Source organism: Streptomyces sp. NPDC048441 (assembly GCF_043200235.1).
GTDB lineage: Bacteria > Actinomycetota > Actinomycetes > Streptomycetales > Streptomycetaceae > Streptomyces.
In genome coordinates this window covers 237479-258403 of the sequence record NZ_JBICXM010000010.1, presented here as the reverse complement: position 1 = coordinate 258403, position 20925 = coordinate 237479, and the positions used below count along the sequence as shown (strand labels likewise).

Here is a 20925-nt window from a genome sequence, read left to right as displayed (position 1 = left end):
TGCGGGTCAGCGAAGAGCGTCGGAGATGCGCTGCCGGAGCTGGGGGTCGGCGACCTCGGTGATGTCGCGCCAGGCGGCGTCGGAGACCTCTTCGGTCTGGAGCTTGCCGATGACGGCGGTGGTGCGGAAGAGGAAGCGGAAGTCGAAGTGCTGGTGGGCGGGTTCGTTCTTGGCGGAGTTGGCGTCGATGGGGTGCACGTCGATGTGGAGCGGTGTCTCGCCGTGCGGAGTGACGAGATGGGGCTGGATGCCGGTCTCCTCTGCGAGTTCGCGCCCGGCGGCCTGCAGGAGGGTGCCGTCGGCGGGTTCCAGATGGCCACCCGGCAGGAGCCACTTTCCGGTGGCGAGGTGGTGGATGTGCAGGACGCGGTGGTCGGCGTCGACGAGGATCGCCCCGGCGGTGGTGTGGCCGGGCAGGGTCGCGCGATGGGTGAGGTCGTCCCCGTCGTCGAGGAGGCCGCGTACGACGTCGAGGGCGCTTTTGTCGTCGGGGTGCTGGTCGAGGTAGGCGGTCAGGGTGGTGCGGATGTGGTCTGCCGTGATGGCCATGGTGATCACCTGTTGAAGTAAGAGAGCCAGGTCGCCGCGATGGCTTCGCGGTCGGGTGCGGGGACCTCATGGATGCCGGGGGCGAGGTCGCCGCAGGTGAGCATCCTGATCGCGGCGAGGATCTCGGCCTGGACCAGGAAGATGAAGGGTCCAACGCTGGCGCCGTGGAGGAAGTTGACGGCATTGCCACCGTTCGCCAGATAGAAGTAGTGGCCGGTGGTCTGGTACCGGGTGACGTGCTCGCCGACCTGCGTACGGGTGTAGACGTCGGGGAGCCCGGCGAGGTCGAGTTCGTCCTCGCTGGAGGTGACGGTGGCGACGTAGGCGCCGTTGCGGAGGTGGCTGAAGTCCTCGCCACGCAGGGAGACGGCACCGGTGGCGCAGAGGACCAGACCAGCGCCGGTCAGGGCGGCTTCGCGGTCGCGGGCGACGGTGAAGCCCTGGGAGAGAGCCTGGGTACGGCGCACGGGGTCGATGTCGAAGACGGTGACCTGGACCCCCTTGGCGTGCAGAAGGCGGGCGATGGAGCTGCCGAGCTTGCCGAAGCCGATCACGAGGGCGGGGCGGCCGTGGAGGATGTCGCCGCGGTCGCGCATGACGGCCTCGGCGGAGAAGACCACGGACTGGCCGACCAGGCCCCTCTTAATTCCTATTGGCCTCGGGGTCCTTCAGCGGTGAGCGGGCGACCGAGATGACGGGGCAGGGCAGTTTGTCGAGGTTCTCGTAGCGGCGGTGGCCGTTCTCGGTGTCCTCGACGACTCCCGCGAGGCGGCCGGTGAAGCGGCCGTGTACATCGGCGAGCGTGGGTGCGAAGTAGCCGCCTACGTCCAGCAGGCTCACCGTCTCGCCCGCGGCCCGGGATTCGAGGTAGTCCAGGGCGCAGTCGGCGCCGGTGAACTGCTCGCGGGAGAGTGTGTCGACGGGATGGGTCTGCTCGACCTCGCGGCGGGCGGCGGCGTTGACGGACTTCGGCTTGGGCAGCACCGCGGTGAGCCGGGTCATCGTGGCGACCGCGCGGACGAACGCGGGGCGCTCGGCCAGCAGGTGCGTGATCAGGAACGACGCGGTGTGCTCAGCAGGGGTGAACTGGGCCGCGATCCGGGCGAAGTAGGCGTCCAGGCGAGCGCGTTCGAAGGTCTCCATGGCAGTTCCCTCTCATCCATCCGCCCATCCGGAGCGGGTCCGTACGGGGAAGTTGCAGCAGGTCAGCGAATACGGGCGCGGCCGAACAGCAGCCGATCGGCGACCAGGGCCGTGTCCAGGAAAGCGTCGACCGGGCGGCGTCGGCCGACTGCGGCAGCGGATCAAGGCCGAGGAGGAGAACGGCCTCACCGGTGCGGGCGACCAGTTCCGTCCAGTCGGGGCGGGTCGGCAGCCGTAACCGGCGGGAGGCGCCCGGAAAGTGCAGCAGCACCTGGCCGACGACGATCTGCAGACACCGGCCGGCATCCGGGATCGGGTCCCTGGCCTCTCCCAGCCCGCCGAGGCTGTCGGCGAGACGCCGCATGCGGGTCGCGGTCATGTCGACCGTGCCGGGGACGACGAAGGCCGGGCTGTGGGTGATCAGGATGTGGGCGATCTCGCGGCCGTCCGGTCCGGAGCCGGGCCAGGTCCAGGCGGCGAGCGAGACCAGCAGCCGGAGTTCGGGGCTGGATGAGGTGAGGACGGCGCTCATGCTGCCGCCCCTCCCGTGCCCGCGGCCTTGAAGCAGGACCAGACGATCTTCCCGGCCGGGGCACGGTCCTCCATTCCCCACCCGTCGGAGAGCGCGGCCACCAGCGTGAGGCCCCGTCCTGAGAGATCCGTTGCGGCCGGCTCACGCACGACAGGCTGCTGGCGACGGCTGTCGTGCACTTCCAGGCGTACGACGTCGTCGTCGGAGTCGAGTCGGACGAGGAAGCCGTGTCCCGGAGCGGCGCCGTGGACGATGGCATTCGTGGCGAGCTCGGACACACACAGTCGAATGTCCTCGGCACGGGCCCGCAGACCCCAGCCGTCCAGCGCCTGGACGGCGAACTCCCTTGCCTTGCCGACTGATTCGGGTCGGGCGTCGAAGAACTGTTGGATCGACTCGGACATCGCATGCCTCATGACTCGGCGCCCAGGACACGGACGGGACCCGGGCGGCGGCGGAGAGCGGGCTCGCAACGGGAAGCGGACGGACGCGTGGTGCGGGGTCGCCGAGCCAGCAGCAGACGGGCTCCGGCCCCCTCGATGTGGCGTGCGCGTTTGGCGGCTATGGGCTTTGGCCCCAGGTGGGAGAGGGCCGGGGCGACGACGCCGTAGACGTCCGGAAGGACCAGCACGTCCAGCAGCCCCGTGAACGCGACACTGTCGATATCGGTCGTCATGCACCGGTCCGTGAAGACGCCGGAGAGCTGCAGTTCATGGGAACGGCAGTACTCCACCAGCGATCCGCGCAGTGCCGTCTGCCGGGCGACTGAAACCCGCACCAGCCGCAGAAAGCCGTACACGACAGGGCCGTTGACCGGGCGATGCTCCGTGAGGGGTTCCATGCTTGCGACCGTCCAAGAGGCTCGACGAAGTGGTGACCTCTTGAGCGTGGCCGCTGCTCAACTCGCAGGGAATCACCGGCTGTTCCACTTGCGCTCTACTTCCGCCCCACCGGCAGCACGCTTCTGCTTCCATGGCCGATGGAAGGGAGCGACGCGTGGCGACCGTGCACCACTGGACCGGCCGGGAAGCCAGAGCCTTGCGGCTGGCCCTGCGCATGAGCGTGCGGGCTTTCGCCCAGCGTCTCGGTCTCGCCGTCGCGACCGTCTCCAAGTGGGAAAAGCTCCTGTCCGCGACCGAGCCCCGGCCCGACACCCAGGCCATCCTCGATACCGCACTCGGCCGTGCGGACGCCTCCGTGCACCTGCGGTTCGAAACGCTCCTGTCGGAGATGGCCGGCCCCGCGCAGGTGGCGGCCGGACGCCGGGTGACGGCCTCCGGCCCCAGAGCCTGGGAGTACGAGTCGTGGACCGACGACCTGGACCGCACCGTCGTCGCCCTGTCCCGGCAGAACTTCACCTTCGCCGACAGCCTGTTGGGCAGATGGCTGAACCGCTTCAAGGCCGCCGAGCTCGACGACAAGGGCTTGTACCTCTACGCCCGCTCCACCGCGCTCCTCGGCGACCTCAAGCGCGACCAGGGTGCCGTGCTCGGACCGCTGTCCGCCTATCCCTCCTACGCGGGCGCTCGCTCGATCTTCGCCCAGCTCGACATTCCCCGCCGTGTCGCCCAGCTCGACCTGTCCCTCGCGGTCGTCGCGGAGATGTCCGGCAAACTGGAGACAGCCGCCCGCAACTACGAGACCCTCGCCGTCGACGACCGGCTCTCACGCCGCGACCGCGCAAGGGCCCGTCTGTGGGTGGGAACCGCGCTGAGCAAGGACGGCAACCACGCCTACGCGACCCGCGTCATGCAGGCCGCGACCCGCGAATTCGAAGACCTTACCGAACCCGACGACTGGTCGGTGGCCCACCAGAAGCTCGCCCTCGCCCGCCGCGGCATCGGCGACCTCACCCAGGCCCTGCACTTCATCGACATCGCCCGCAGCAGCGGGAGCGCCGACTCACCGATGCAACGCGTACGACTGGACACCGCTCACGGCCACATCCTGCTCTCCGACGACGCGACCCGGGATGATGGACTCCGCGTCCTCGACCAGGCCGCACAGACGGCCGCGCAGTACGGACTCGTGCACCAACTGCGCAGTATCGAGAGCGTCAAGGCCAGCAGCGAGGGGCCGACCGGGCCCCGGTAACGGTGACCAGGGAGACGAACGCGTGAGTGACAACCAGCAGGCCATCACCGAAGACCAGTGGCACCAGGCCACGTTGATCTGGGACTACCACCAGATGCACCACGATGCCCGGCCCGTCGACGTGGCGATCGGCCTGGGCAGTCACGATCTGGGCGTCGCCACCCGCACCGCCGAGCTGTACCACGCGAGCCTCTTCCCCGTCCTGGTCTTCACCGGCGGCAACAGCCCCACCACTGCCAGGGTCTTCCCGCGCGGCGAGGCGGTGCACTTCCGCGAGCATGCCATCGACCTCGGCGTCCCTGCCTCCGCGATCCTGCTGGAGCCGAACGCGGCGAACACCGGGCAGAACATCACGCTCTCCCGGGTGGTCCTTGCAGCCGCCGGCGTCACCCCGACCACGGTGCTGCTGATCTCCAAGCCCTATATGGAACGCCGGTCGTTCGCGACCGCCCGCAAGCTGTGGCCCGAGGTCGAGATCGTGTGCGCCTCGGAACCGCTGGAGTTCGACGACTACCTGAAGAGCATCGGCGACGAGAAGCTCGTGGTGGACATGCTCGTCGGCGACCTCCAGCGGGTGATCGAGTATCCGAAGCTCGGGTTCGCCATCGAGCAGGAGGTCCCGGAGGACGTGCATGCCGCGTACGAATCCCTCATCCGCGACGGCTTCACCAGCCGCCTCATCGCTTCCTGAACTCCCCGCCCCGGGTGGCCTGTGCGCCATCCACCAGCCCAACCTCCTGCCCAGGCTGACCACGCTGGCCAAGCTGTTCGCGGCGGACCACTGGATCGTCCTGGACGACGTCCAGTTCACCCGCCGCGACTACCAGCACCGTGCCCGCCTCGCCGCACTCGACGACGTCGACCGGTGCCGCTGGTTGACCATCCCCACTCACCGGCCGTCCGGTCGCCCCACGCTCGTCAGGGACACCGTTATCGTCGATCCGGCCGCCATCCGGCGCCGCACGGCGTCGATCCTGCGTCAGCAGTACGGGGCCAGCGCCCACTGGCCCGTCCTGGACCAGGCCCTCCGCCCAGTCTGGGACGCCTTCGACACGGGACGGACCGCAGCGGTCGCCACCGCCTCCACCCACGCGTTGCTCGACTTGCTCGGCTGGCAGGGCCAGATCCTCACCAGCAGCACCTTGCCCGCATGCACAGGCAGATCCGAACGGCTGGCCGATCTGGCCGCCACCACTCGCGCACGCGCGTATCTGTGCGGAACCGGCGGCATGACCTACCTCGACCCCGCCTCCTTCACCAAGCGGGGCGTGGACGTCGTCCCGTTCCTGTCGCCGACCACCGGGATGTGGGCATCGGGACGGCGGATCAGCGCCCTGTGGGCCATAGCATCCCGGGGCCCGGACGCTGTGGCAGCACGGTTCCGGGCCCTTGCATTCGCCCATGACGCACTGGAGTTCGCGGCCTGACACCACCGAGGCAGTGATGTTTGCCCAATCCGTGCCGGACGGCATAGGCCCTGTATTTCTCGGTGCCCCCGGCAGGATTCGAACGTGCGACACTCGCTTTAGGAGCTCATGGTCAGTGGGTGTGCCGGGCTTCTTGGGGGCTTCGGGCTCCGGTCGAGGGTGCCTAAGTCTCTGGCTATGCAAGGTCGTTGATGTCCGCTGTGGATGTCAGGTCAAATGCACCGATGGAGCGGATAGAGGTAGAGCTGTTCACCGACGGTGGGAACGACGCGGTTGTACGCCTGCCTGGTCGCCGCTTCCCTGGCGTCGTGATCCAGGGGGACTCGCTCCATGCGCTGCAGACCGATGTAGCCGAGGTGGTCGAGCTGTGCGCTGGAGGGAACTTGGGCGAGGCGGTCCGGGCCGAGCCTGCACGGCGGGACGCTTGTCGCGTTCGTCATGCACGGGGCGTTCAAACCCGGCTAAGGGGTTACTAAGGGACTGCCTCATTCTGGGGACGGTTAGGGCGCTGACCTGGGGTTGTCGTGCGGGTCTGCCGTGCTGCGGCCGCGCTCACTTGCTGTGAGCAGGGCGATTTCCTCTCGCGGGGGGCGAGATGCGGACGGTGTTGGGCAGGCGCAAGCTGAGGGCATGAAGGCCGACGATCCAGCAGGGCCTCCGGGAGGTCCCCTGCGGCGAGAAGGGCTGGGAGACGCCCCCCCCTCCTCCACTCCGGCGGTGGAGGCTGAGCAGGGGCGTCCTGACGCACGTGACGGTTGCCGTGGCGGGGTTGGCAGTTGGAGCCGTGGCCGGATATGTCGTAGCCGACAACTCCGCAGACACTCCGGCGACGGGGACCGCCACAGCGACATCAACTGCTACAGGGGCCTCGCGGGACGGTCAGTCCGAAACCACCCAGCGCCCGCGTTCCGGTGAGGTGCCTGGTGACGGTACGCACATAGTCGGCAAGGACCTCGAGCCCGGCACATACCGGACGGACGGGCCTCAGGGAGGGCTCATCACGGACTGCTACTGGGCAAGATTGAGAAGTGCGTCCGGCGAACCGGGCGACATCATCGCTAATGAGAGCACCAGAGGGCGCACTACCGTCACCATCGAGCCTGGCGACAAGGCGTTCACGTCCAGCGGGTGCAAGACCTGGAAGAAGGTCGACTGAACTGGACCTTTGAGTGTGCGGCAGACGGATGCTCAGCTTCGGAAGCCAGCCCCGTTGATGTCAGATCTAGATGTCAAAGGCCACCTACCAAGATCGGTAGGTGGCCTTTTATCTTGTGCCCCCGGCAGGATTCGAACCTGCGACACCCGCTTTAGGAGAGCGGTGCTCTATCCCCTGAGCTACGAAGGCGGACCGGTACCGCCACGGATGGCGGTTTCAGACAGGGTAGCGGATCGGGGTGGGGCGGCGGTGCGGGGCCGGGAGTCGGGCGCGGGGATTATGGCTCAGCGCTTATGACTCAGGGCTCAGGACTCGGCGGCCGGCGGCACGTAGAAGTTCGTCGTGGCCGACGTCATCGCCGCGGCCGTCCCGGCAGGCGTGCCGTACGCTGCGTTCGCCCTTCCCCAGGCCTCGCTGCTGGCGGCCATGAACTTGCCCGCCTCCTCGGACTCGCTCCACGCCTGGGTCGCCTCGCGATCGAACGCTTCGCCTTCGGTGAGGTACATCCCCAGGCTGACGAGGCCCAGGTCCCAGCCGACACCGGCGGCGCCGGGACCGTAGGTGTCCCAGAACGTCGGGTCGTCGGCGATCGCTACGTGCTCCAGCTCGAAGAGGGTGCGCTCCTCGCCCTCGCCCTCTGGCGTCAGGCGCACCTCGACCTCGCTGAGATCGCCCTCCTTCGGCTCCCCGAAGGTCCAGCTGACCCGCAGCAGCCGGGGCGGCTCGCAGCGCAGTACCTCACCGCCCGCGTTGCCCTCCAGCTGGTAGTGACCGCCGAGCTTCATCTCGCCCGTGACAGGCAGGAACCAGCGGCCTAGGCACTCCGCGTCCGTGCACGCCTCCCAGACGTCGTGGACCGCGGCGTCGTAGGTGCGGCGCATGATGATGCTGCGGCCCTTGCCCTTGGGGGTCTCGGTGTCCCGCACCTTGCGGTGCATGGCATTGATCTGGTCGACGACGTCAGCCACCGGGGGTCTCCTCGTTGTCCTCGTTCTCTTCTCTGGCAGTGCGTGGGCCCGGCCGCCGGGCCCGCCTGCCCCTGGCGAGTTCCGTGCCGAGCGCGTCAAGGCGCTGCTCCCAGAAGCCGCGGAAGTGATCGAGCCAGGCGTCCACCTCGCGCAGCGGTGCCGCGTCGACGGTGTAGAGGCGGCGCGCACCCTCGGCGCGCACCGTAGTGAACCCGCTCTCGCGCAGGACCCGCAGATGCATGGACACGGCCGGCTGGGAGATCGCGAACTCCTCCCGGATCGCGGCGGTCACCGCCCCGGAGGTCTGCTCGCCCTCCGCCAGCAGTTCCAGGATGCGGCGCCGGACCGGATCGCTCAACACATCGAATGCGTGCACCGACATAGCATGTCAGCTCTGGCTTATATAAGCCAGAGCTGACACGCCCGGCCCAGCTTGTCCTTGGCCGCCGTGTCCAGGAGGAGGGTGTCCTGGTCGGGTGCGGGTGCGGGTGCGGGTGCGGGTGCGTGTGCGTGCTCGTAATCGTGCCGGGTTGCTCTCATGTGCCTCATCCGCCCTGGCGATAGTGGGGTGCGTCTGCGTTGCGCAGTGCAGTCGCCACCACCGGGCGGATTGGTTGCCGGAGCAGTCCTCAGTCCGCCCCCGCCCCGGTGTACGCGTGCAGGCGCAGGGCGAGCTGGATCTCCAGGGCGTGTTCCGGGGACTGCCAGTCGGGGCCGAGCAAGTGCCCTATCCGGTCCAGGCGTTGGACCACCGTGTTCACATGGACGTGGAGCGAGTCCTTCGCCTTGGACTGGCTCATTCCGCAGGCGAAGTAGGCCCGCAGGGTGTGGATGAGTTCGGTGCCGCGCTTCGTGTCGTAATCGAGTACGGGGCCCAGCGTGCGGCGTACGTAGGAGTCCAGGTTCGTGCCGTCGCTCGTGCCGTCGCTCGAGTCGTCGCCCAGGAGTACGCCGAGAAAGCCGAGGTCGGGCAGGTCCGCGCCCTGGCCGGTGTGGCCGAGCGCGCGCAGGGCGGACAGGCAGCGCAAGGCTTCGGCGTGGGCCTGGGCGAGGGCGGCGGGTCCGGTGGCCGGGCCCGCCGCGCCGACCGTGACCGGGGCGCCCGCGGCCTGGCCGAGCTCGGCGGCGAGTGCGCGGGCGCGCGAGCCGGTGTCGTCGGCCGGGAGGACCAGGACCACGTGGTCGTGGTGCAGGCCGGACAGGCCGTGGCGGGTGCGGGCGGCGCGGGCGGCCGATGAGAGCAGGAGCCGGCGCGATGCCGCCTCGCTGTGGGCGACGAACACCGAGTGGGGGTGCGCCAGATCGACGTCGAGGCGGCGGGCCCGCGCGGTGAGGCGGCCCGGGGTGCCGGAGAGGGAGAGCAGGTCGCCGAGGAGTTCGCCGCGTACGCGGTCCTCGGCCTCGGCCGCCGAGCGGCGCAGGAGGAGGAGCAGTGCGGTGACCACCCCCGCGCGTTCGAACAGGCGGCGATCGGCCTCGCCCAGGTCGGACCTGTCGGTGAGGGCGATGCTGCCGAGGAGTTCCGGGCCCGCGAGGACCGCGCAGACCCAGGTGCCGTCGAGGGGCACGGCCCGGCCGCTGCTGCGTGACGCGGCGACGGCCTTGGCCGGGGGTGTGCGGGGGGCGGCGTCCACGCGGGCGAGTTCGGTGCCGTCCGCGTCGTGGATGAGGGTGCCGCCGCGAAGGAGTGCGCCGATGGCGGTGGCGACCTCGGTGAAGTCGCCACCGCGCAGCACTAGATCGGTCAGGCGGTCGTGCGCGTCCTCGGCCCGGAGCATGGCCTCGCTGTGCGCGCGGATGGTCTGCGATGCCGCGTTCAGGTCGACGAGCGCGGCCCTCGTCTCCTCCATCCGGCGCGCGCTGTCGATGGCGATCGCCGCGTGGTCGGCGAGCGAGGAGAGCAGCGCGCCCTCGTCCGGGGTGAAGGCGCGGGCGGTGCGGTCGGCGGCGTACAGGACACCGATGACGTGCGTGCCCTGCCGCAGCGGTACGCCGAGGATGGCGTGCAGACCCTCCTCCAGTACGGCGCTGTCGATGGGCGTGGTGTGCTGGAAACGGGGGTCCACCTCGTAGTCCCCGGTGGCGTACGGACGGGCCGTCTGGGCGACGAGACCGCCGAGCCCCTCGCCCATGCCCAGGCGCAGATTCTGGAACGCGGCGGAGACCGAGCCGTCCGTGACGCGCATGTAAGTGTCGCCTGCGGCCGGGTCGTTGAGGGAGAGGTACGCGACGTCCGTACGCAGGAGCAGCTTGGCCCGGTGCACGATGGCGCGGAGCACCGCGTCCAGGTCACGCAGCGCCGCGAGGTCGCCCGCCGTGTCGAAGAGCGCGGTGAGCTCGGCCTCGCGGCGCTGGTGCTGGTTCAGGGTGCGGCGCACACGCAGCGCGGTCTGCGTGGCCTCGTCGACCGCGGTGAGCTCGGTGGAGGTCGCTCCGGCGGCGCGGGCAGCGGCGGCAGGACCGGCGAACTGTTCGGCGGGCGCGTCCTCGGCGAGCAGGTCGAGCAGCTCGCGCAGAGCGGCAGCGGTACACGCCTGCTCCCGGTGGGTGGCGTCTGCGGAGCTTGGCATCGGACGGGTCGCCTCCGGGAGCGGGTGCTCGTGCTGCTCGTACTGCTCGTGTGCTCATGCTGGTGGTGCGGTTCAGGAGGAGATTGTCGCCGAGGGGGTGGTGGTCGAGGAATCCTCGGGAGCGGAATCCTCGGGAGTCGAATGCCGCTCCTGGGCGAGCGAACGGCCCCGCGTCTCCTTCGCCACCAGGACGGTGAGCGTCGTGATCACCACCGTCACGCAGACGTACAGCGCCACCGGCGTCGCGGAGTCGTAGTCCTTGAGCAGCTCGACCGCGATGATCGGGGCGAGCGCACCGCCGATGATGGACGCGAGCTGCGAGCCCATCGAGGCTCCGGAGTAGCGGACCTTCGTATCGAACATCTCGGAGATGAAGGCGGCCTGCGGCCCGTACATCGCACCGTGGAAGAGCAGGCCGACCGTGACCGCGAGGGTGATCACGGTGAAGGACTCGCTGTCGAGGAGCGCGAAGAACGCGAACGCCCACGCCGCCATGCCGATCGACCCGATCAGGGTGACGGGCCTGCGGCCGATGCGGTCGGAGAGCGCGCCCCACAGCGGGATCGTCACGAAGTGCACGGCGGAGCCGATGAGTACGGCGTTCAGGGCGGTGCTCTTGGGCAGTTCTAGGTGCACGGTGACGTAGACGAGGACGAAGGCCGTGAGGATGTAGTACGAGACGTTCTCGCCGAGCCGGGTGCCGATGGCGGTGAGGACACCGCGCCAGTTGTGCCGGAAGACCTCGATGACCGGGGCGTCCTGCTTGGTGGTTTCCCCCTTGGTGGTTTCCCTCGAAGCCTCGGCTGCCTGCGCGCGAGCCTGCGCCTCCAGGAACAGCGGCGACTCCGAGACCGAGATCCGTATCCACAGGCCGATGATCACGAGCACCCCGGAGAGCAGGAACGGGATGCGCCAGCCCCAGGCGAGGAACGCCTCGTCGGACTGGACGGCGGCGAGGAGCGCGAGGACGCCGGTGGCCAGGAGGTTGCCGCCGGGAGCGCCGGCCTGCGGCCAGGAGGCCCAGAAGCCGCGGTTCTTGTCGTCACCGTGCTCGGAGACGATCAGGACGGCGCCGCCCCACTCGCCGCCGAGCGCGAAGCCCTGGATCAGGCGGAGGACCGTGAGCAGGATCGGGGCGCCGACGCCGAGGGTGGCGTGGGTGGGCAGCAGGCCCATCGCGAAGGTGGCGCCGCCCATCATCATCAGGCTGAGCACAAGGAGCTTCTTGCGGCCGATCTTGTCGCCGAAGTGGCCGAACACGACGCCGCCGATGGGTCGGGCGGCGAAGCCGACGGCGTAGGTGAGGAAGGAGAGGAGGGTGCCGACCAGGGGGTCGCTGTCGGGGAAGAAGAGGGTGTTGAAGACCAGGGCGGCGGCGGACCCGTAGAGGAAGAAGTCGTACCACTCGACGGTGGTGCCGATGAGGCTCGCGCTGATGATGCGGGCGATGCCCGGCTTGGCGGGGGCCTTGCCCGGGGGACGTGGGGTCGGTGGGGTCGCGGCTGCCATGGCGTGATCCGTTTCTCGATGGGGACGTGGTGTGGAGCGGGCGGGATGCGGGGTGGGTTCAAGCGGGCGGAACGCGGGGGTCAGCTGGCGGTCCAGCCGCCGTCCAGGGGGAGCGAGGCGCCGGTCACGAAGCCGCTGTGCGGGCCGCAGAGCCAGAGCGCGGCGGCGGCGATCTCCTCGGGCTCGATCAGGCGCTTGGCCGCGGAACGCCGTAGCAGTACGTCGGTGAGGACCTGCTCGGGGGCGATTCCATGGGCAGCGGCCTGCGCGCTGATCTGGTCCTCGACGAGGGGGGTGCGGGTGTAGCCGGGGCTGAGGCAGTTGCTGGTGACGCCGTGCGGGGCGCCCTCCAGGGCGGTGACCTTGCTCAGGCCCTCCAGGGCGTGCTTGGCCGCGACGTAGGCGGACTTGAAGGGGCTGGCCCGCAGGCCGTGCACGCTGGAGATGTTCACGACGCGGCCCCAGCCGTTGGCGTACATGTGCGGCAGGGTCCTGCGCAGGAGGAGGAACGGGGCGGTGACCATGACCCGCTGGAGCAGGTCGAAGCGCTCCGGGGGGAACTCCTCGATGGCGGCGACGTGTTGGAGCCCGGCGCTGTTGACGAGGACGTCGGCGCGGGTGGGCAGGGATTCGAGCGCGGCGGGGTCGGCGAGGTCCACGGCGTGAGGTTCGCCGCCGACCGCCGTGGCGACCGCCTTGGCCGACTCGGCGTCCAGGTCGACGACATGGACGAAGGCACCGGCGGCGGCGAGCGCCACGGCACAGGCACGCCCGATGCCGCTGCCGCCTCCGGTGACCATGGCGGTACGTCCGGTCAGGTCGGTGCCTGTCCCGGCTGTCCCGGCTGTCCCGGCGGGGCGGCTTCCGTTCACGCTGCTCGTCATGGCCGGAAACGTAAGGGCGCCGCGCGCGGCGTTCCCATGTGTGGGACGCACATAACGGGCGGCGGCTTTATGTGCGCGTGGTCAGCCTCTCCCCCATGAGCACCCTGGGGGAGGGGCTAGGGGGCTGGCGACTCTGGAAGGGCTACGCGGGCTTCGTGCGGGCGAAGCGGTCCGTGCTGCCGTCCGACCAGGTGCAGGCGAGCTTCTGGGCGGTGCCGCTTCCGGTGGCCACGGCCTTTCCCGTGGCGGTCATGTCGCCGTCACCGCAGTTGAGGCTCATGGCCATGGTGGCGCTGATGCTCCCGGAGCAGGACTTCTCGCCCGCCTTCATGGTGACGGAAGTCCCGTTGACGGTCAGCACCAGAACCTCGTCGGCGGAGCCACGGGCAATGTGGTACCAGGTGCCCTGAACACCACTGTTGCCGCTGGGCGTCCGCGGGGAGGGAGGCTGGGCGGCCGCGCTTGTCCGGGCGGGGGAGGGGTTCGCCTTGGTCGGGCGCGGGGTGGAGGTGGGGGGCTTCGTGGTGGCGGCGCGTGTCTTGCCTGCGCTGGCCGTGATCGTCGACTTGGGCGAGGAAGTGGACGGCTTCGCGCTCTCCGAGCCACCGGGCTCGGACGTGCCTGCCGCCTTCGCGTCGCCACCCTTGTCACCGGCGCTGTCGCTGCCGCAGCCGCTCAGGGTGAGGGCGAGTACGGCGACGGCAGTGGCCGCCACGGAAATGGTAGTTCTGCGCACGGGAGTTGATTTCCTGTCGGCCTGGATTTGCATTGCGGGGAAGGTGGGAATTCATGTTCGGTACGTCCACGAACGCGACCGAGCGTGTCACACGAAGCAAACGGGATTCCAGGCCAACTGGATATGTTCCGCAGATTAGTTCGGCTTCACCAGAGGTTTGTAATCGCTGATCTGCGTGCGGATCAGCGAGGCGTGGCAGCGCACTTCCTCCGGCGTGGCAGAGGCCTCCGGGCAAGGCCTCCGGGTGGCCCGGGGGCGGTAGGAGGCGCATTCCATCGACTTGACGTACTCGTAGGCCGGGAATTGCCCTCGGGTAAAGCGTCCACCTCTCAGGTCCACGCCGGGTACGGCGCCCCCCCGTACCTATGCCGCTACTCCACGAGGCTACGCGGCAATCACCGACGTGAACTCGGCAGGCGGAGTCCCCGCTCCCCGCTCCCGGCACCCCGGCCGCCACCGCCGCCGTGACCCACGTCACGCCCGGCACCCCGCAAGCTGTGCTACCTTGCGAACAGCACGTGTGTACGCCGCCTTCTGCGGCGCCGGTGCCGATCTTCTTTCTTCCGCCTCGCTGAGGCTCACGTAGCTCCGAAGCTTCGAACTTCTTCCGTAGTTCTCCGAAGCCCCTTGCTGCAGTTCATTTCTCCGCCCGTAGTACGGGACGTGATCACACCGTTCCGCCGGGCCCGTCATTCGCATGTTCGCGTGTTCGCGAAAGGACCCCATCATGAGTACCGCAACCATCACCCGAAACAAGTCCACCACCACAGCCACCCCCGTCGTCGCCGCCTCCGGCATCCTCGACGTGGGGCACAACTCCAACGGCCATCTCCGTACCGGCGATTGCCTTCCCACCCCCAACGACGTGCAGGTCCCCGCCGCCCTCATCCGTCAACTCGGCCTTCGGGCCGGCGACATGGTGCAGGGCAGCTGCGGCAAGGCCCGCACCCTCACCGGAGTCGAGCGGGTCAACGGGCACTCCGCCGAAGCCCTGCGCAGGCGGGCGCGGTTCGGGGAGCTCACCCCGCTGCACCCCCGCGAGCGGCTCCGTCTCGAAACGCAGGGCGTCGGCGGCGGCAGCCTCGGTGGCGGCAGCGTCGCGACCCGGCTCATCGACCTCGTCGCCCCCGTCGGCAAGGGCCAGCGCGGCCTCATCGTCGCGCCGCCCCGCACCGGCAAGACCGTACTGCTCCAGCAGATCGCCGCAGCGGTCAGCGCGAATCATCCCGAGGCGCACCTCATGGTCGTACTCCTCGACGAACGGCCCGAAGAAGTCACGGACATGAAGCGTTCCGTACGAGGTGAAGTGCTCGCCTCGACCTTCGACCGGCCCGCCAAGGAGCACATCGCCCTGGCCGAACTGGCCGTCGAGCGCGCCAAGCGGCTCACCGAGGAGGGCAGGGACGTCGTCATGCTCTTCGACTCCCTCACGCGCCTCTGCCGCGCCTACAACAACGCCGCGTCCAGCGGTGGCCGCACCCTCTCCGGAGGTGTCGACGCCGCCGCCATCCAGGGCCCGAAGCGGCTCTTCGGTGCCGCGCGGCTCGCGGAGGAGGGCGGGTCGCTGACCATGCTCGCCACCGTGCTCGTGGAGACCGGGTCGCGCGCCGACGACTACTACTTCGAAGAGCTCAAGGGCACCGGCAACATGGAGCTCCGCCTCGACCGCGGCATGGCCGAGCGCCGGGTGTTCCCTGCCGTCGACGTCACCCCGTCCGGCACGCGCCGTGACGAACTGCTCGTCCCCGCCGATGAGTTGACCGCCGTACGCGGGCTGCGGCGCGCCCTGCACGGCAGGGACGCGCAGAGCAATCTGGAGGCGATCATCGAACGCCTGCGCAAGACCCCGGACAACGCCGCCTTCCTGCGCCAGGTGCAGCAGACCGTGCCGGGCGCAGGCTCCGGCGCTGGCTCCGGTTCCGGTTCCGGTTCCGCCAAGGTCAACGGCGGCTGAGGCGTGGCCTTACGGGCGAGTGACGTTCACTCTGTACCGCCCCTCCGCGTCGATGCCCGCCACCGTGATGCGCACGCCCGCCTTCTTGTCCGTGAACGTCTGGCCGGGCTCGTAGGGCGCGTCGGAGAGTTCCGCGTGGACGTTCGGCCGGCGTGTGCAGCCGCCGCTGTCCTTCGTGGAGTCGGCGACGGTGACCGGGCCGCGGCCCGTGTCGACCTCGGCGTCCACGCGGTAGATGAGTACGCCGGGCTTGCAGACCGCCTCGTCGTTGCCGCCGCGGGTGCGGACCTCGACGGCGTACCCCGTCTTCGCGTCGAGCGGGACGAAGGCCAGTTTGGTGCCGCCGGGCCCGGCGAGCGGGCTCAGCGTGTGCTCGGTCGTGCCGGAGTTCGACGCGCAGCTGACCTGGTCGTCGCCGAGCCAGCCCAGCTTCCACTTGTGCCAGGCGAGCAGGTCGTTATTGGCGCCCCAGTCCTCGCTCATGATGTCCCAGTGGCCGACCGCGCCGCCGCCCTCCTGTGTGTAGAGGTCGGGCAGGCCGAAGACATGGCCGTTCTCGTGCGGGAGTACGCGATAGCCGTTCTCGCGGTAGCTGCCGGAGCCGTCGTCCTGGCGGCTGTAGACGAACGACGCGTTGGAGACGGGGACGCCGTCCGCGACGGGGGCCTCGGTGTTGCCCGCGAAGGTCACCGAGAGGACCGTGTCGAGCGCGGAAGGGCCCGCGTTCGGCGTGATGAGGATGTTCACCAGGTCGTACTCCCGGAAGTCCACGTCCGGGTCGGCCGCCGCCACGATGTCCTTGACCAGCTCGCGGTAGCCGGGATCGAAGGGGGCGCCCCGCTCTATCCCGTACTCCTTGAAGCTCTTCGGCATCCGCAGCCAGTCGGGGATCGGGGACTCGGGGCGGTAGTCGAGACGCCCGTAGGAGCTGGTGCGGAACCAGTCCGATGTCTGCGGGAAGAACTCCGAGAGACGGTCGAGCGCGCTGCCGTCGCCCGGCGCGTCGGAGAAGTCGATCATGAGGTTCAGGGCCCGGACGGTGCCGGTGGACCGGGAGTATCCGGCCGACGTGGGCACGCCCTCCGACATCTGGACGCCCATCGCGCCGCTGATCATGCATGGGCCGAGCGTCGTCGCACGGGCCAGGGACACGGGGCCCGCCGCCGTGGGGGACTTCTCCATCAGGCGGCCGGTGCTCGCCGATGTCGTGACCGTGAGGGCGAGAGCCGCGCACACGGCGAGTGCCGCGCCACGACGGGCTCCGCGTATCCGCCTCCAGGTCGGCTGCTCCATGCGTGGCCCTCCCTTCGCGGCAGCCGCCGGTCCTGGCTGCACCCTGTTCGATCACCCTCTGTCGGGGGCGGCGAGGGCGCTCGCTGGGTGCGACCGATCGTGGGTTTCTCGCTCGCGGAGGGGAGCGGTGTCCGCGGAGGGGAGCGGTGTCAGGGAGGCGTCAGGAGGCGCCGTCAGAAAGTGCCGGAGTGGGTGTGGCCCAGGTCACAGGAAGAAATGTGGGTGGCGGGAAATATCCGGGGACTGTCTCCCCGTTTAGACCTACGTTCGAGTGAAACGGGGAGTGATTCCCCGCATCGCCAGTCCTTGTACCGCTCAGTGCCTTGCATCGCTCAGTCGTTGCATCGCCCATCCCTTGAGGAGTGCCGCCGTGGAAACCGCCACCGCCACCGCTGCGCAGCGCCGCGTGACCCGCCCGCGGGCCGACGCCCTGCGCAACCGGGAGCGGATCGTCGCCGCCGCACGCGAGATGTTCGTCGAGTTCGGCCCCGATGTGCCGCTCGACGAGGTCGCGCGCCGCGCGGGCGTCGGCAACGCCACGGTCTACCGGCACTTCGCCGACCGTTCCGAACTGGTCCACCAGGTCGTCCTGTTGGTCACCGACCGCGTCTCGGCACACGCCGAGGAGGCGATCGCGGCGGCCGACGCCGACAAGAGCGCCGCGTTCGACGCCCTGCGCCGGTTCGTGCACGCATCCGCCGACGAGCGCATCGGTGCCCTGTGTCCGATGCTCCAGACGGCCTTCGACCCCGATCATCCGGATCTGGTCGATGCCCGTGAGCGGCTCGAAGCCGTGACCGACGGGCTCATGCAACGGGCGCGCGCGGCCGGGCAGCTGCGCACCGACATCGCCGTCGGAGACCTGATGGTCGCCCTCTCCCAGCTCACCAGGCCGCTGCCCGGCACCGCGTGCCTGAACATGGACCGCTTCGTCCACCGTCATCTGCAGCTGTTCCTCGACGGCCTGATGGCGCCGGCCCGCTCCGAGCTGCCCGGTGAGGCGGCGACCTTGGAGGACCTCCGGGAGTCCTGAGTCCCGCCCGACCTCGCTTCACGTCATTTCACTTCACGCCATTTCACTTCGCAGCACGCAGCACGCAGCACGCAGCACGTGTCCTTTTCGTCGTTTATTCACCACTCGTATCGCTAGGTGGCTACTCCCATGTCAGAAACAGATCCCAGGCGCTGGAAAGCGCTGATCTTCATCGCGCTCGCGCAGCTCATGGTCGTGCTCGACGCGACCATCGTGAACATCGCGCTGCCCTCCGCCCAGCAGGACCTGGGCATCTCGGACGGCAACCGCCAGTGGGTCATCACGGCCTACGCCCTGGCCTTCGGTGGCCTGCTGCTCTTCGGTGGCCGCATAGCCGACCTGTGGGGGCGCAAGCGCGCCTTCCTCGTCGGTCTGGTCGGCTTCGCCGTCGCCTCCGTGCTCGGTGGCGCGGCCAACGGCGAGGCCATGATGCTCGGCGCCCGCGCCCTGCAAGGCGTGTTCGGTGCGCTGCTCGCGCCGGCCGCGCTGTCGCTGCTCGCGGTGATGTTCACCGACGGCAAGGAGCGCGCCAAGGCGTTCGGCATCTACGGTGCGATCGCCGGTGGCGGTGGCGCCGTGGGCTTCATTCTCGGCGGTCTGCTCACCGAGTACATGGACTGGCGCTGGACGTTCTTCGTCAACGTCCCCTTCGCGATCGTCGCCGCCGCGGGCGCGTACTTCGTGATCCGCGAGCCGGCCGAGGGCCGCAACCGCTCCCCGCTCGACATCCCCGGTGTGCTCCTGTCCACCCTGGGCCTGGTCGCCCTGGTCTACGGCTTCACCCGCGCCGAGTCCGCCGGCTGGTCGGACGCGCTGACGATCGGCATGTTCGTCGGCTCGGCGGTGCTGCTCGGGGCCTTCCTGGTCACCGAGTCCAAGGTCAAGGCGCCGCTGCTGCCGCTGCGCGTCCTGACCGAGCGCAACCGTGGCGGTGTCTACCTGTCCCTGGGGCTCGCCGTCATCGCGATGTTCGGCACGTTCCTGTTCCTCACCTACTACCTGCAGATCGTGCAGGGCTTCTCGCCGGTGAAGACCGGCTTCGCGTTCCTGCCGATGATCGTCGGCATGATCACGGGCTCCACGCAGATCGGCGCCCGCCTGATGACGCGCGTCGCGCCGCGCCTGCTGATGGGTCCCGGCTTCCTGGTCGCCGCGGTCGGCATGTTGCTCCTGACCCAGATGGAGATCGGCTCCTCGTACGCGGCGCTGGTCCTGCCGGCGCTGCTGCTGCTCGGCCTCGGCATGGGTACGGCGTTCATGCCCGCCATGTCGCTCGCCACGCACGGTGTCGAGCCGCGTGACGCCGGTGTCGCCTCCGCGATGGTCAACACCTCGCAGCAGGTCGGTGGCGCGATCGGCACGGCCCTCCTGAACACCATCGCCGCCTCCGCCACGACGGCCTACGTGGCAGCGCACTCGGCGGGCGCCAACACCGCGGCCGCGAAGCAGCTCCTGGCGGCGCAGGCCCAGGTGGACGGTTACGCCGCTGCCACCTGGTGGGCGGTCGGCATCCTGGTGGTCGCGTCCGCGATCGCCTTCACCCTCATCACCACCGGCGCGCCGAGCAGCACTCCGGCCGCTTCGGGCGACACCGAGGGTGTGGAGGACGAGGTCCGGATCCCGGTGGTCGCGCACTGACCCCCTGATCCAGAAGAGGCTCAGCGGAGCCAGGGCAGGTCCGCGCCCGCCTCCTTCGGTTGAAGTCCCTCGGCGACGATCATCATGATCTCGCCGAGGGACTTCTGCTGTTCCGGGCTGAGCCGGTCGAAGAGGGCCTGGCGTACGGCGGTGACATGGCCGGGCGCGGTCCTGCGAAGCACCTCGTAGCCGTCGTCGGTGAGGATCGCGAACTGGCCGCGCTTGTCGGAGGGGCAGTCCTCGCGGCGCACCCAGCTGTTCTTCTCCAGGCGCGCGATGGCGTGCGACAGACGGGACCGGGTGATCTTGGAGTTCTTGGCGAGCTCGGTCATCCGCAGCCTCCTGCGCGGGGCGACGGACAGCTGGACGAGAAGGCCGTAGTAGATGTGCGGCATCCCCGCGTCGCGCTGCAACTGGCGGTCGAGGTGATCCTCCAGGAGCGTGGTGGCGTGCAGGTACGCGAGCCAGGTGCGCTGTTCCTCGTCGTCGAGCCAGCGCGGGTCCCCGTCCGGGGGAGAGGTGGGTGCCGTGTCCATGTAGTCCACTGTACGCAAGCCTTCCTTGAACATTAAACAAAGTGCGAGTACCTTGTGTACCGGATCTACTTGAGAGTTAAAGCAAGTCGAGCAATCAACGTTTCGTCGGAGGCGCCGTCATGACCGGAACCCAGGAGCGCATGCCCGCCCTGTACCTCAGCCACGGCGCACCGCCGCTCGCCGATGACGCACTCTGGCCCGGTCAGCTCAGGTCCTGGTCGACCGAACTGCCGCGCCCCAAGGCGATCCTCATGGTCTCCGCCCACTGGGAGGAGGCCCCGCTCGCACTCGGCGCGACGGAGACGACGCCTCTCGTCTACGACTTCTGGGGCTTCCCCGAGCACTACTACCAGGTGACGTACGCCGCTCCCGGCGCACCCCAACTGGCCGACTCCGTACGTAAATTGCTGCGCGGGGCAGGTACGCCGGTGCAGGACATCCCGGATCGCGGGCTCGACCACGGAGCGTATGTCCCGCTGGTCGAGATGTATCCCGGCGCGGACATCCCCGTGCTCCAGATCTCCCTGCCGACCCTCGACCCGCGACGCCTGATGGACATCGGCCGCAAGCTGGCGCCGCTGCGGGACGAGGGCGTCCTGATCGTCGGCAGCGGCTTCTTCACGCACAACCTGGCGGCGCTGCGCCACGGAGGTACGCCGTCGTGGTCGGTGGAGTTCGACGCGTGGGGTCACGAGGCGCTCGACACCGGCGATGTGGACGGTCTCCTCGACTTCCGGCACAAGTCCCCGGCGGGCGAGCTCGCGCATCCGCGCACGGAGCACTTCGCGCCCTTGTTCGTGACGCTGGGGGCCGCGGAGGCCTCGGGGGACCTCGGCGGGCAGCGGAGTGTGATCGACGGGTTCTGGATGGGGCTCGCGAAGCGGTCGGTGCAGTTCGGCTGAG

The 20925-nt window shown here is 69.5% G+C and carries 21 protein-coding genes, 1 tRNA gene and 1 pseudogene; 8 read left to right on the top strand and 15 right to left on the bottom strand.

Annotated elements, in window-relative coordinates; genetic code table 11:
• Positions 1 to 6 precede the first annotated feature (6 nt).
• The 5 genes and pseudogenes from ACGFSB_RS25255 to ACGFSB_RS25235 all read right to left on the bottom strand — a co-directional run bounded on the left by ACGFSB_RS25255 (position 7) and on the right by ACGFSB_RS25235 (position 3065).
• Positions 7 to 549: an NUDIX hydrolase gene (locus tag ACGFSB_RS25255; protein WP_393403402.1), complete on the bottom strand. Its 543-nt coding sequence runs from the start codon at positions 547 to 549 to the stop codon at positions 7 to 9.
• Positions 550 to 554: 5 nt separating this feature from the next.
• Positions 555 to 1692 (bottom strand): annotated as a pseudogene (locus ACGFSB_RS25250) (adenosylhomocysteinase).
• Positions 1622 to 2224 carry a hypothetical protein gene (locus tag ACGFSB_RS25245; RefSeq protein WP_393403399.1) on the bottom strand — a complete coding sequence of 201 codons (603 nt, stop codon included), beginning with the start codon at positions 2222 to 2224 and terminating at the stop codon, positions 1622 to 1624. The pseudogene ACGFSB_RS25250 and the gene ACGFSB_RS25245 overlap by 71 nt, the downstream one beginning before the upstream one ends.
• Entirely contained in the window at positions 2221 to 2628 is a 408-nt protein-coding gene (locus ACGFSB_RS25240; protein WP_393403397.1) for an ATP-binding protein, read from the bottom strand. The genes ACGFSB_RS25245 and ACGFSB_RS25240 overlap by 4 nt, the downstream gene beginning before the upstream one ends.
• Positions 2629 to 2636: 8 nt before the next feature.
• Entirely contained in the window at positions 2637 to 3065 is a 429-nt protein-coding gene (locus tag ACGFSB_RS25235; RefSeq protein WP_393403394.1) for a hypothetical protein, read from the bottom strand.
• 155 nt (positions 3066 to 3220) lie between these two features.
• On the opposite strand from ACGFSB_RS25235, the gene ACGFSB_RS25230 reads away from it, so the two are divergent.
• From ACGFSB_RS25230 to ACGFSB_RS25215, 4 genes are all read left to right on the top strand, one after another.
• Positions 3221 to 4318 carry a helix-turn-helix domain-containing protein gene (locus ACGFSB_RS25230; protein ID WP_393403391.1) on the top strand — a complete coding sequence of 366 codons (1098 nt, stop codon included), beginning with the start codon at positions 3221 to 3223 and terminating at the stop codon, positions 4316 to 4318.
• A gap of 22 nt (positions 4319 to 4340) precedes the next feature.
• Positions 4341 to 5009 carry a YdcF family protein gene (locus ACGFSB_RS25225; RefSeq protein WP_393403388.1) on the top strand — a complete coding sequence of 223 codons (669 nt, stop codon included), beginning with the start codon at positions 4341 to 4343 and terminating at the stop codon, positions 5007 to 5009.
• 46 nt (positions 5010 to 5055) lie between these two features.
• On the top strand, positions 5056 to 5745 hold the full coding sequence (locus ACGFSB_RS25220; RefSeq protein ID WP_393403533.1) for a WbqC family protein: 690 nt from the start codon (positions 5056 to 5058) through the stop codon (positions 5743 to 5745).
• 191 nt (positions 5746 to 5936) lie between these two features.
• Positions 5937 to 6221, top strand: coding sequence for a DUF6959 family protein (locus ACGFSB_RS25215; RefSeq protein WP_393403386.1), 285 nt, complete (start codon positions 5937 to 5939; stop codon positions 6219 to 6221).
• Between the two features lie 796 nt (positions 6222 to 7017).
• Here ACGFSB_RS25215 and ACGFSB_RS25210 read toward each other — a convergent pair.
• From ACGFSB_RS25210 to ACGFSB_RS25175, 8 genes are all read right to left on the bottom strand, one after another.
• Positions 7018 to 7090, bottom strand: a tRNA-Arg gene (locus ACGFSB_RS25210).
• 116 nt (positions 7091 to 7206) lie between these two features.
• Entirely contained in the window at positions 7207 to 7869 is a 663-nt protein-coding gene (locus ACGFSB_RS25205) for an SRPBCC family protein (protein ID WP_393403384.1), read from the bottom strand.
• Entirely contained in the window at positions 7862 to 8251 is a 390-nt protein-coding gene (locus tag ACGFSB_RS25200) for an ArsR/SmtB family transcription factor (protein ID WP_393403381.1), read from the bottom strand. Before ACGFSB_RS25200 ends, ACGFSB_RS25205 begins: the two co-directional genes overlap by 8 nt.
• Before the next feature lie 17 nt (positions 8252 to 8268).
• Positions 8269 to 8409, bottom strand: coding sequence for a hypothetical protein (locus ACGFSB_RS25195; protein WP_393403378.1), 141 nt, complete (start codon positions 8407 to 8409; stop codon positions 8269 to 8271).
• An 89-nt stretch (positions 8410 to 8498) separates the two neighbouring features.
• Positions 8499 to 10439: a helix-turn-helix domain-containing protein gene (locus tag ACGFSB_RS25190; RefSeq protein WP_393403375.1), complete on the bottom strand. Its 1941-nt coding sequence runs from the start codon at positions 10437 to 10439 to the stop codon at positions 8499 to 8501.
• 72 nt (positions 10440 to 10511) lie between these two features.
• Positions 10512 to 11948 carry an MFS transporter gene (locus ACGFSB_RS25185; RefSeq protein WP_393403372.1) on the bottom strand — a complete coding sequence of 479 codons (1437 nt, stop codon included), beginning with the start codon at positions 11946 to 11948 and terminating at the stop codon, positions 10512 to 10514.
• An 80-nt stretch (positions 11949 to 12028) separates the two neighbouring features.
• Positions 12029 to 12832, bottom strand: a complete 804-nt coding sequence (locus ACGFSB_RS25180) for a 3-hydroxybutyrate dehydrogenase (protein ID WP_393403369.1) — start codon at positions 12830 to 12832, stop codon at positions 12029 to 12031.
• Positions 12833 to 12974: 142 nt separating this feature from the next.
• On the bottom strand, positions 12975 to 13568 hold the full coding sequence (locus ACGFSB_RS25175) for a hypothetical protein (protein ID WP_393403367.1): 594 nt from the start codon (positions 13566 to 13568) through the stop codon (positions 12975 to 12977).
• A 727-nt stretch (positions 13569 to 14295) separates the two neighbouring features.
• Between ACGFSB_RS25175 and rho the strand changes: the two genes are divergently transcribed.
• On the top strand, positions 14296 to 15522 hold the full coding sequence (gene rho, locus ACGFSB_RS25170; protein WP_393403364.1) for a transcription termination factor Rho: 1227 nt from the start codon (positions 14296 to 14298) through the stop codon (positions 15520 to 15522).
• 9 nt (positions 15523 to 15531) lie between these two features.
• On the opposite strand, the gene ACGFSB_RS25165 is transcribed toward rho, so the two are convergent.
• Positions 15532 to 16815 carry a M6 family metalloprotease domain-containing protein gene (locus ACGFSB_RS25165; RefSeq protein ID WP_393403361.1) on the bottom strand — a complete coding sequence of 428 codons (1284 nt, stop codon included), beginning with the start codon at positions 16813 to 16815 and terminating at the stop codon, positions 15532 to 15534.
• Between the two features lie 370 nt (positions 16816 to 17185).
• On the opposite strand from ACGFSB_RS25165, the gene ACGFSB_RS25160 reads away from it, so the two are divergent.
• Positions 17186 to 17848, top strand: a complete 663-nt coding sequence (locus tag ACGFSB_RS25160) for a TetR/AcrR family transcriptional regulator (protein WP_393403358.1) — start codon at positions 17186 to 17188, stop codon at positions 17846 to 17848.
• Positions 17849 to 17977: 129 nt separating this feature from the next.
• Positions 17978 to 19486, top strand: a complete 1509-nt coding sequence (locus ACGFSB_RS25155; protein ID WP_393403356.1) for an MFS transporter — start codon at positions 17978 to 17980, stop codon at positions 19484 to 19486.
• Positions 19487 to 19506: 20 nt separating this feature from the next.
• Here ACGFSB_RS25155 and ACGFSB_RS25150 read toward each other — a convergent pair whose 3' ends face one another.
• A complete protein-coding gene (locus ACGFSB_RS25150) occupies positions 19507 to 20022 on the bottom strand; it encodes a MarR family winged helix-turn-helix transcriptional regulator (protein WP_393403352.1) in 516 nt (171 codons plus the stop codon).
• A gap of 119 nt (positions 20023 to 20141) precedes the next feature.
• Here ACGFSB_RS25150 and ACGFSB_RS25145 point away from each other — a divergent pair, with 119 nt between their 5' ends.
• Positions 20142 to 20924, top strand: coding sequence for a dioxygenase (locus ACGFSB_RS25145; RefSeq protein WP_393403349.1), 783 nt, complete (start codon positions 20142 to 20144; stop codon positions 20922 to 20924).
• Position 20925: the final 1 nt, after the last annotated feature.

Excerpts from the sequence above, each read along its gene's own strand:
- ACGFSB_RS25190 (WP_393403375.1), bottom strand. The coding sequence starts at position 10,439 with ATGCCAAGCTCCGCAGACGCCACCCACCGGGAGCAGGCGTGTACCGCT.
- ACGFSB_RS25200 (WP_393403381.1), bottom strand. The coding sequence starts at position 8,251 with ATGTCGGTGCACGCATTCGATGTGTTGAGCGATCCGGTCCGGCGCCGC.
- ACGFSB_RS25195 (WP_393403378.1), bottom strand. The coding sequence starts at position 8,409 with ATGAGAGCAACCCGGCACGATTACGAGCACGCACACGCACCCGCACCC.
- ACGFSB_RS25215 (WP_393403386.1), top strand. The coding sequence starts at position 5,937 with ATGTCCGCTGTGGATGTCAGGTCAAATGCACCGATGGAGCGGATAGAG.
- ACGFSB_RS25155 (WP_393403356.1), top strand. The coding sequence starts at position 17,978 with ATGTCAGAAACAGATCCCAGGCGCTGGAAAGCGCTGATCTTCATCGCG.
- ACGFSB_RS25145 (WP_393403349.1), top strand. The coding sequence starts at position 20,142 with ATGACCGGAACCCAGGAGCGCATGCCCGCCCTGTACCTCAGCCACGGC.
- ACGFSB_RS25185 (WP_393403372.1), bottom strand. The coding sequence starts at position 11,948 with ATGGCAGCCGCGACCCCACCGACCCCACGTCCCCCGGGCAAGGCCCCC.
- ACGFSB_RS25255 (WP_393403402.1), bottom strand. The coding sequence starts at position 549 with ATGGCCATCACGGCAGACCACATCCGCACCACCCTGACCGCCTACCTC.
- ACGFSB_RS25245 (WP_393403399.1), bottom strand. The coding sequence starts at position 2,224 with ATGAGCGCCGTCCTCACCTCATCCAGCCCCGAACTCCGGCTGCTGGTC.
- rho (WP_393403364.1), top strand. The coding sequence starts at position 14,296 with ATGAGTACCGCAACCATCACCCGAAACAAGTCCACCACCACAGCCACC.
- ACGFSB_RS25180 (WP_393403369.1), bottom strand. The coding sequence starts at position 12,832 with ATGACGAGCAGCGTGAACGGAAGCCGCCCCGCCGGGACAGCCGGGACA.
- ACGFSB_RS25235 (WP_393403394.1), bottom strand. The coding sequence starts at position 3,065 with ATGGAACCCCTCACGGAGCATCGCCCGGTCAACGGCCCTGTCGTGTAC.
- ACGFSB_RS25240 (WP_393403397.1), bottom strand. The coding sequence starts at position 2,628 with ATGTCCGAGTCGATCCAACAGTTCTTCGACGCCCGACCCGAATCAGTC.
- ACGFSB_RS25150 (WP_393403352.1), bottom strand. The coding sequence starts at position 20,022 with ATGGACACGGCACCCACCTCTCCCCCGGACGGGGACCCGCGCTGGCTC.
- ACGFSB_RS25165 (WP_393403361.1), bottom strand. The coding sequence starts at position 16,815 with ATGGAGCAGCCGACCTGGAGGCGGATACGCGGAGCCCGTCGTGGCGCG.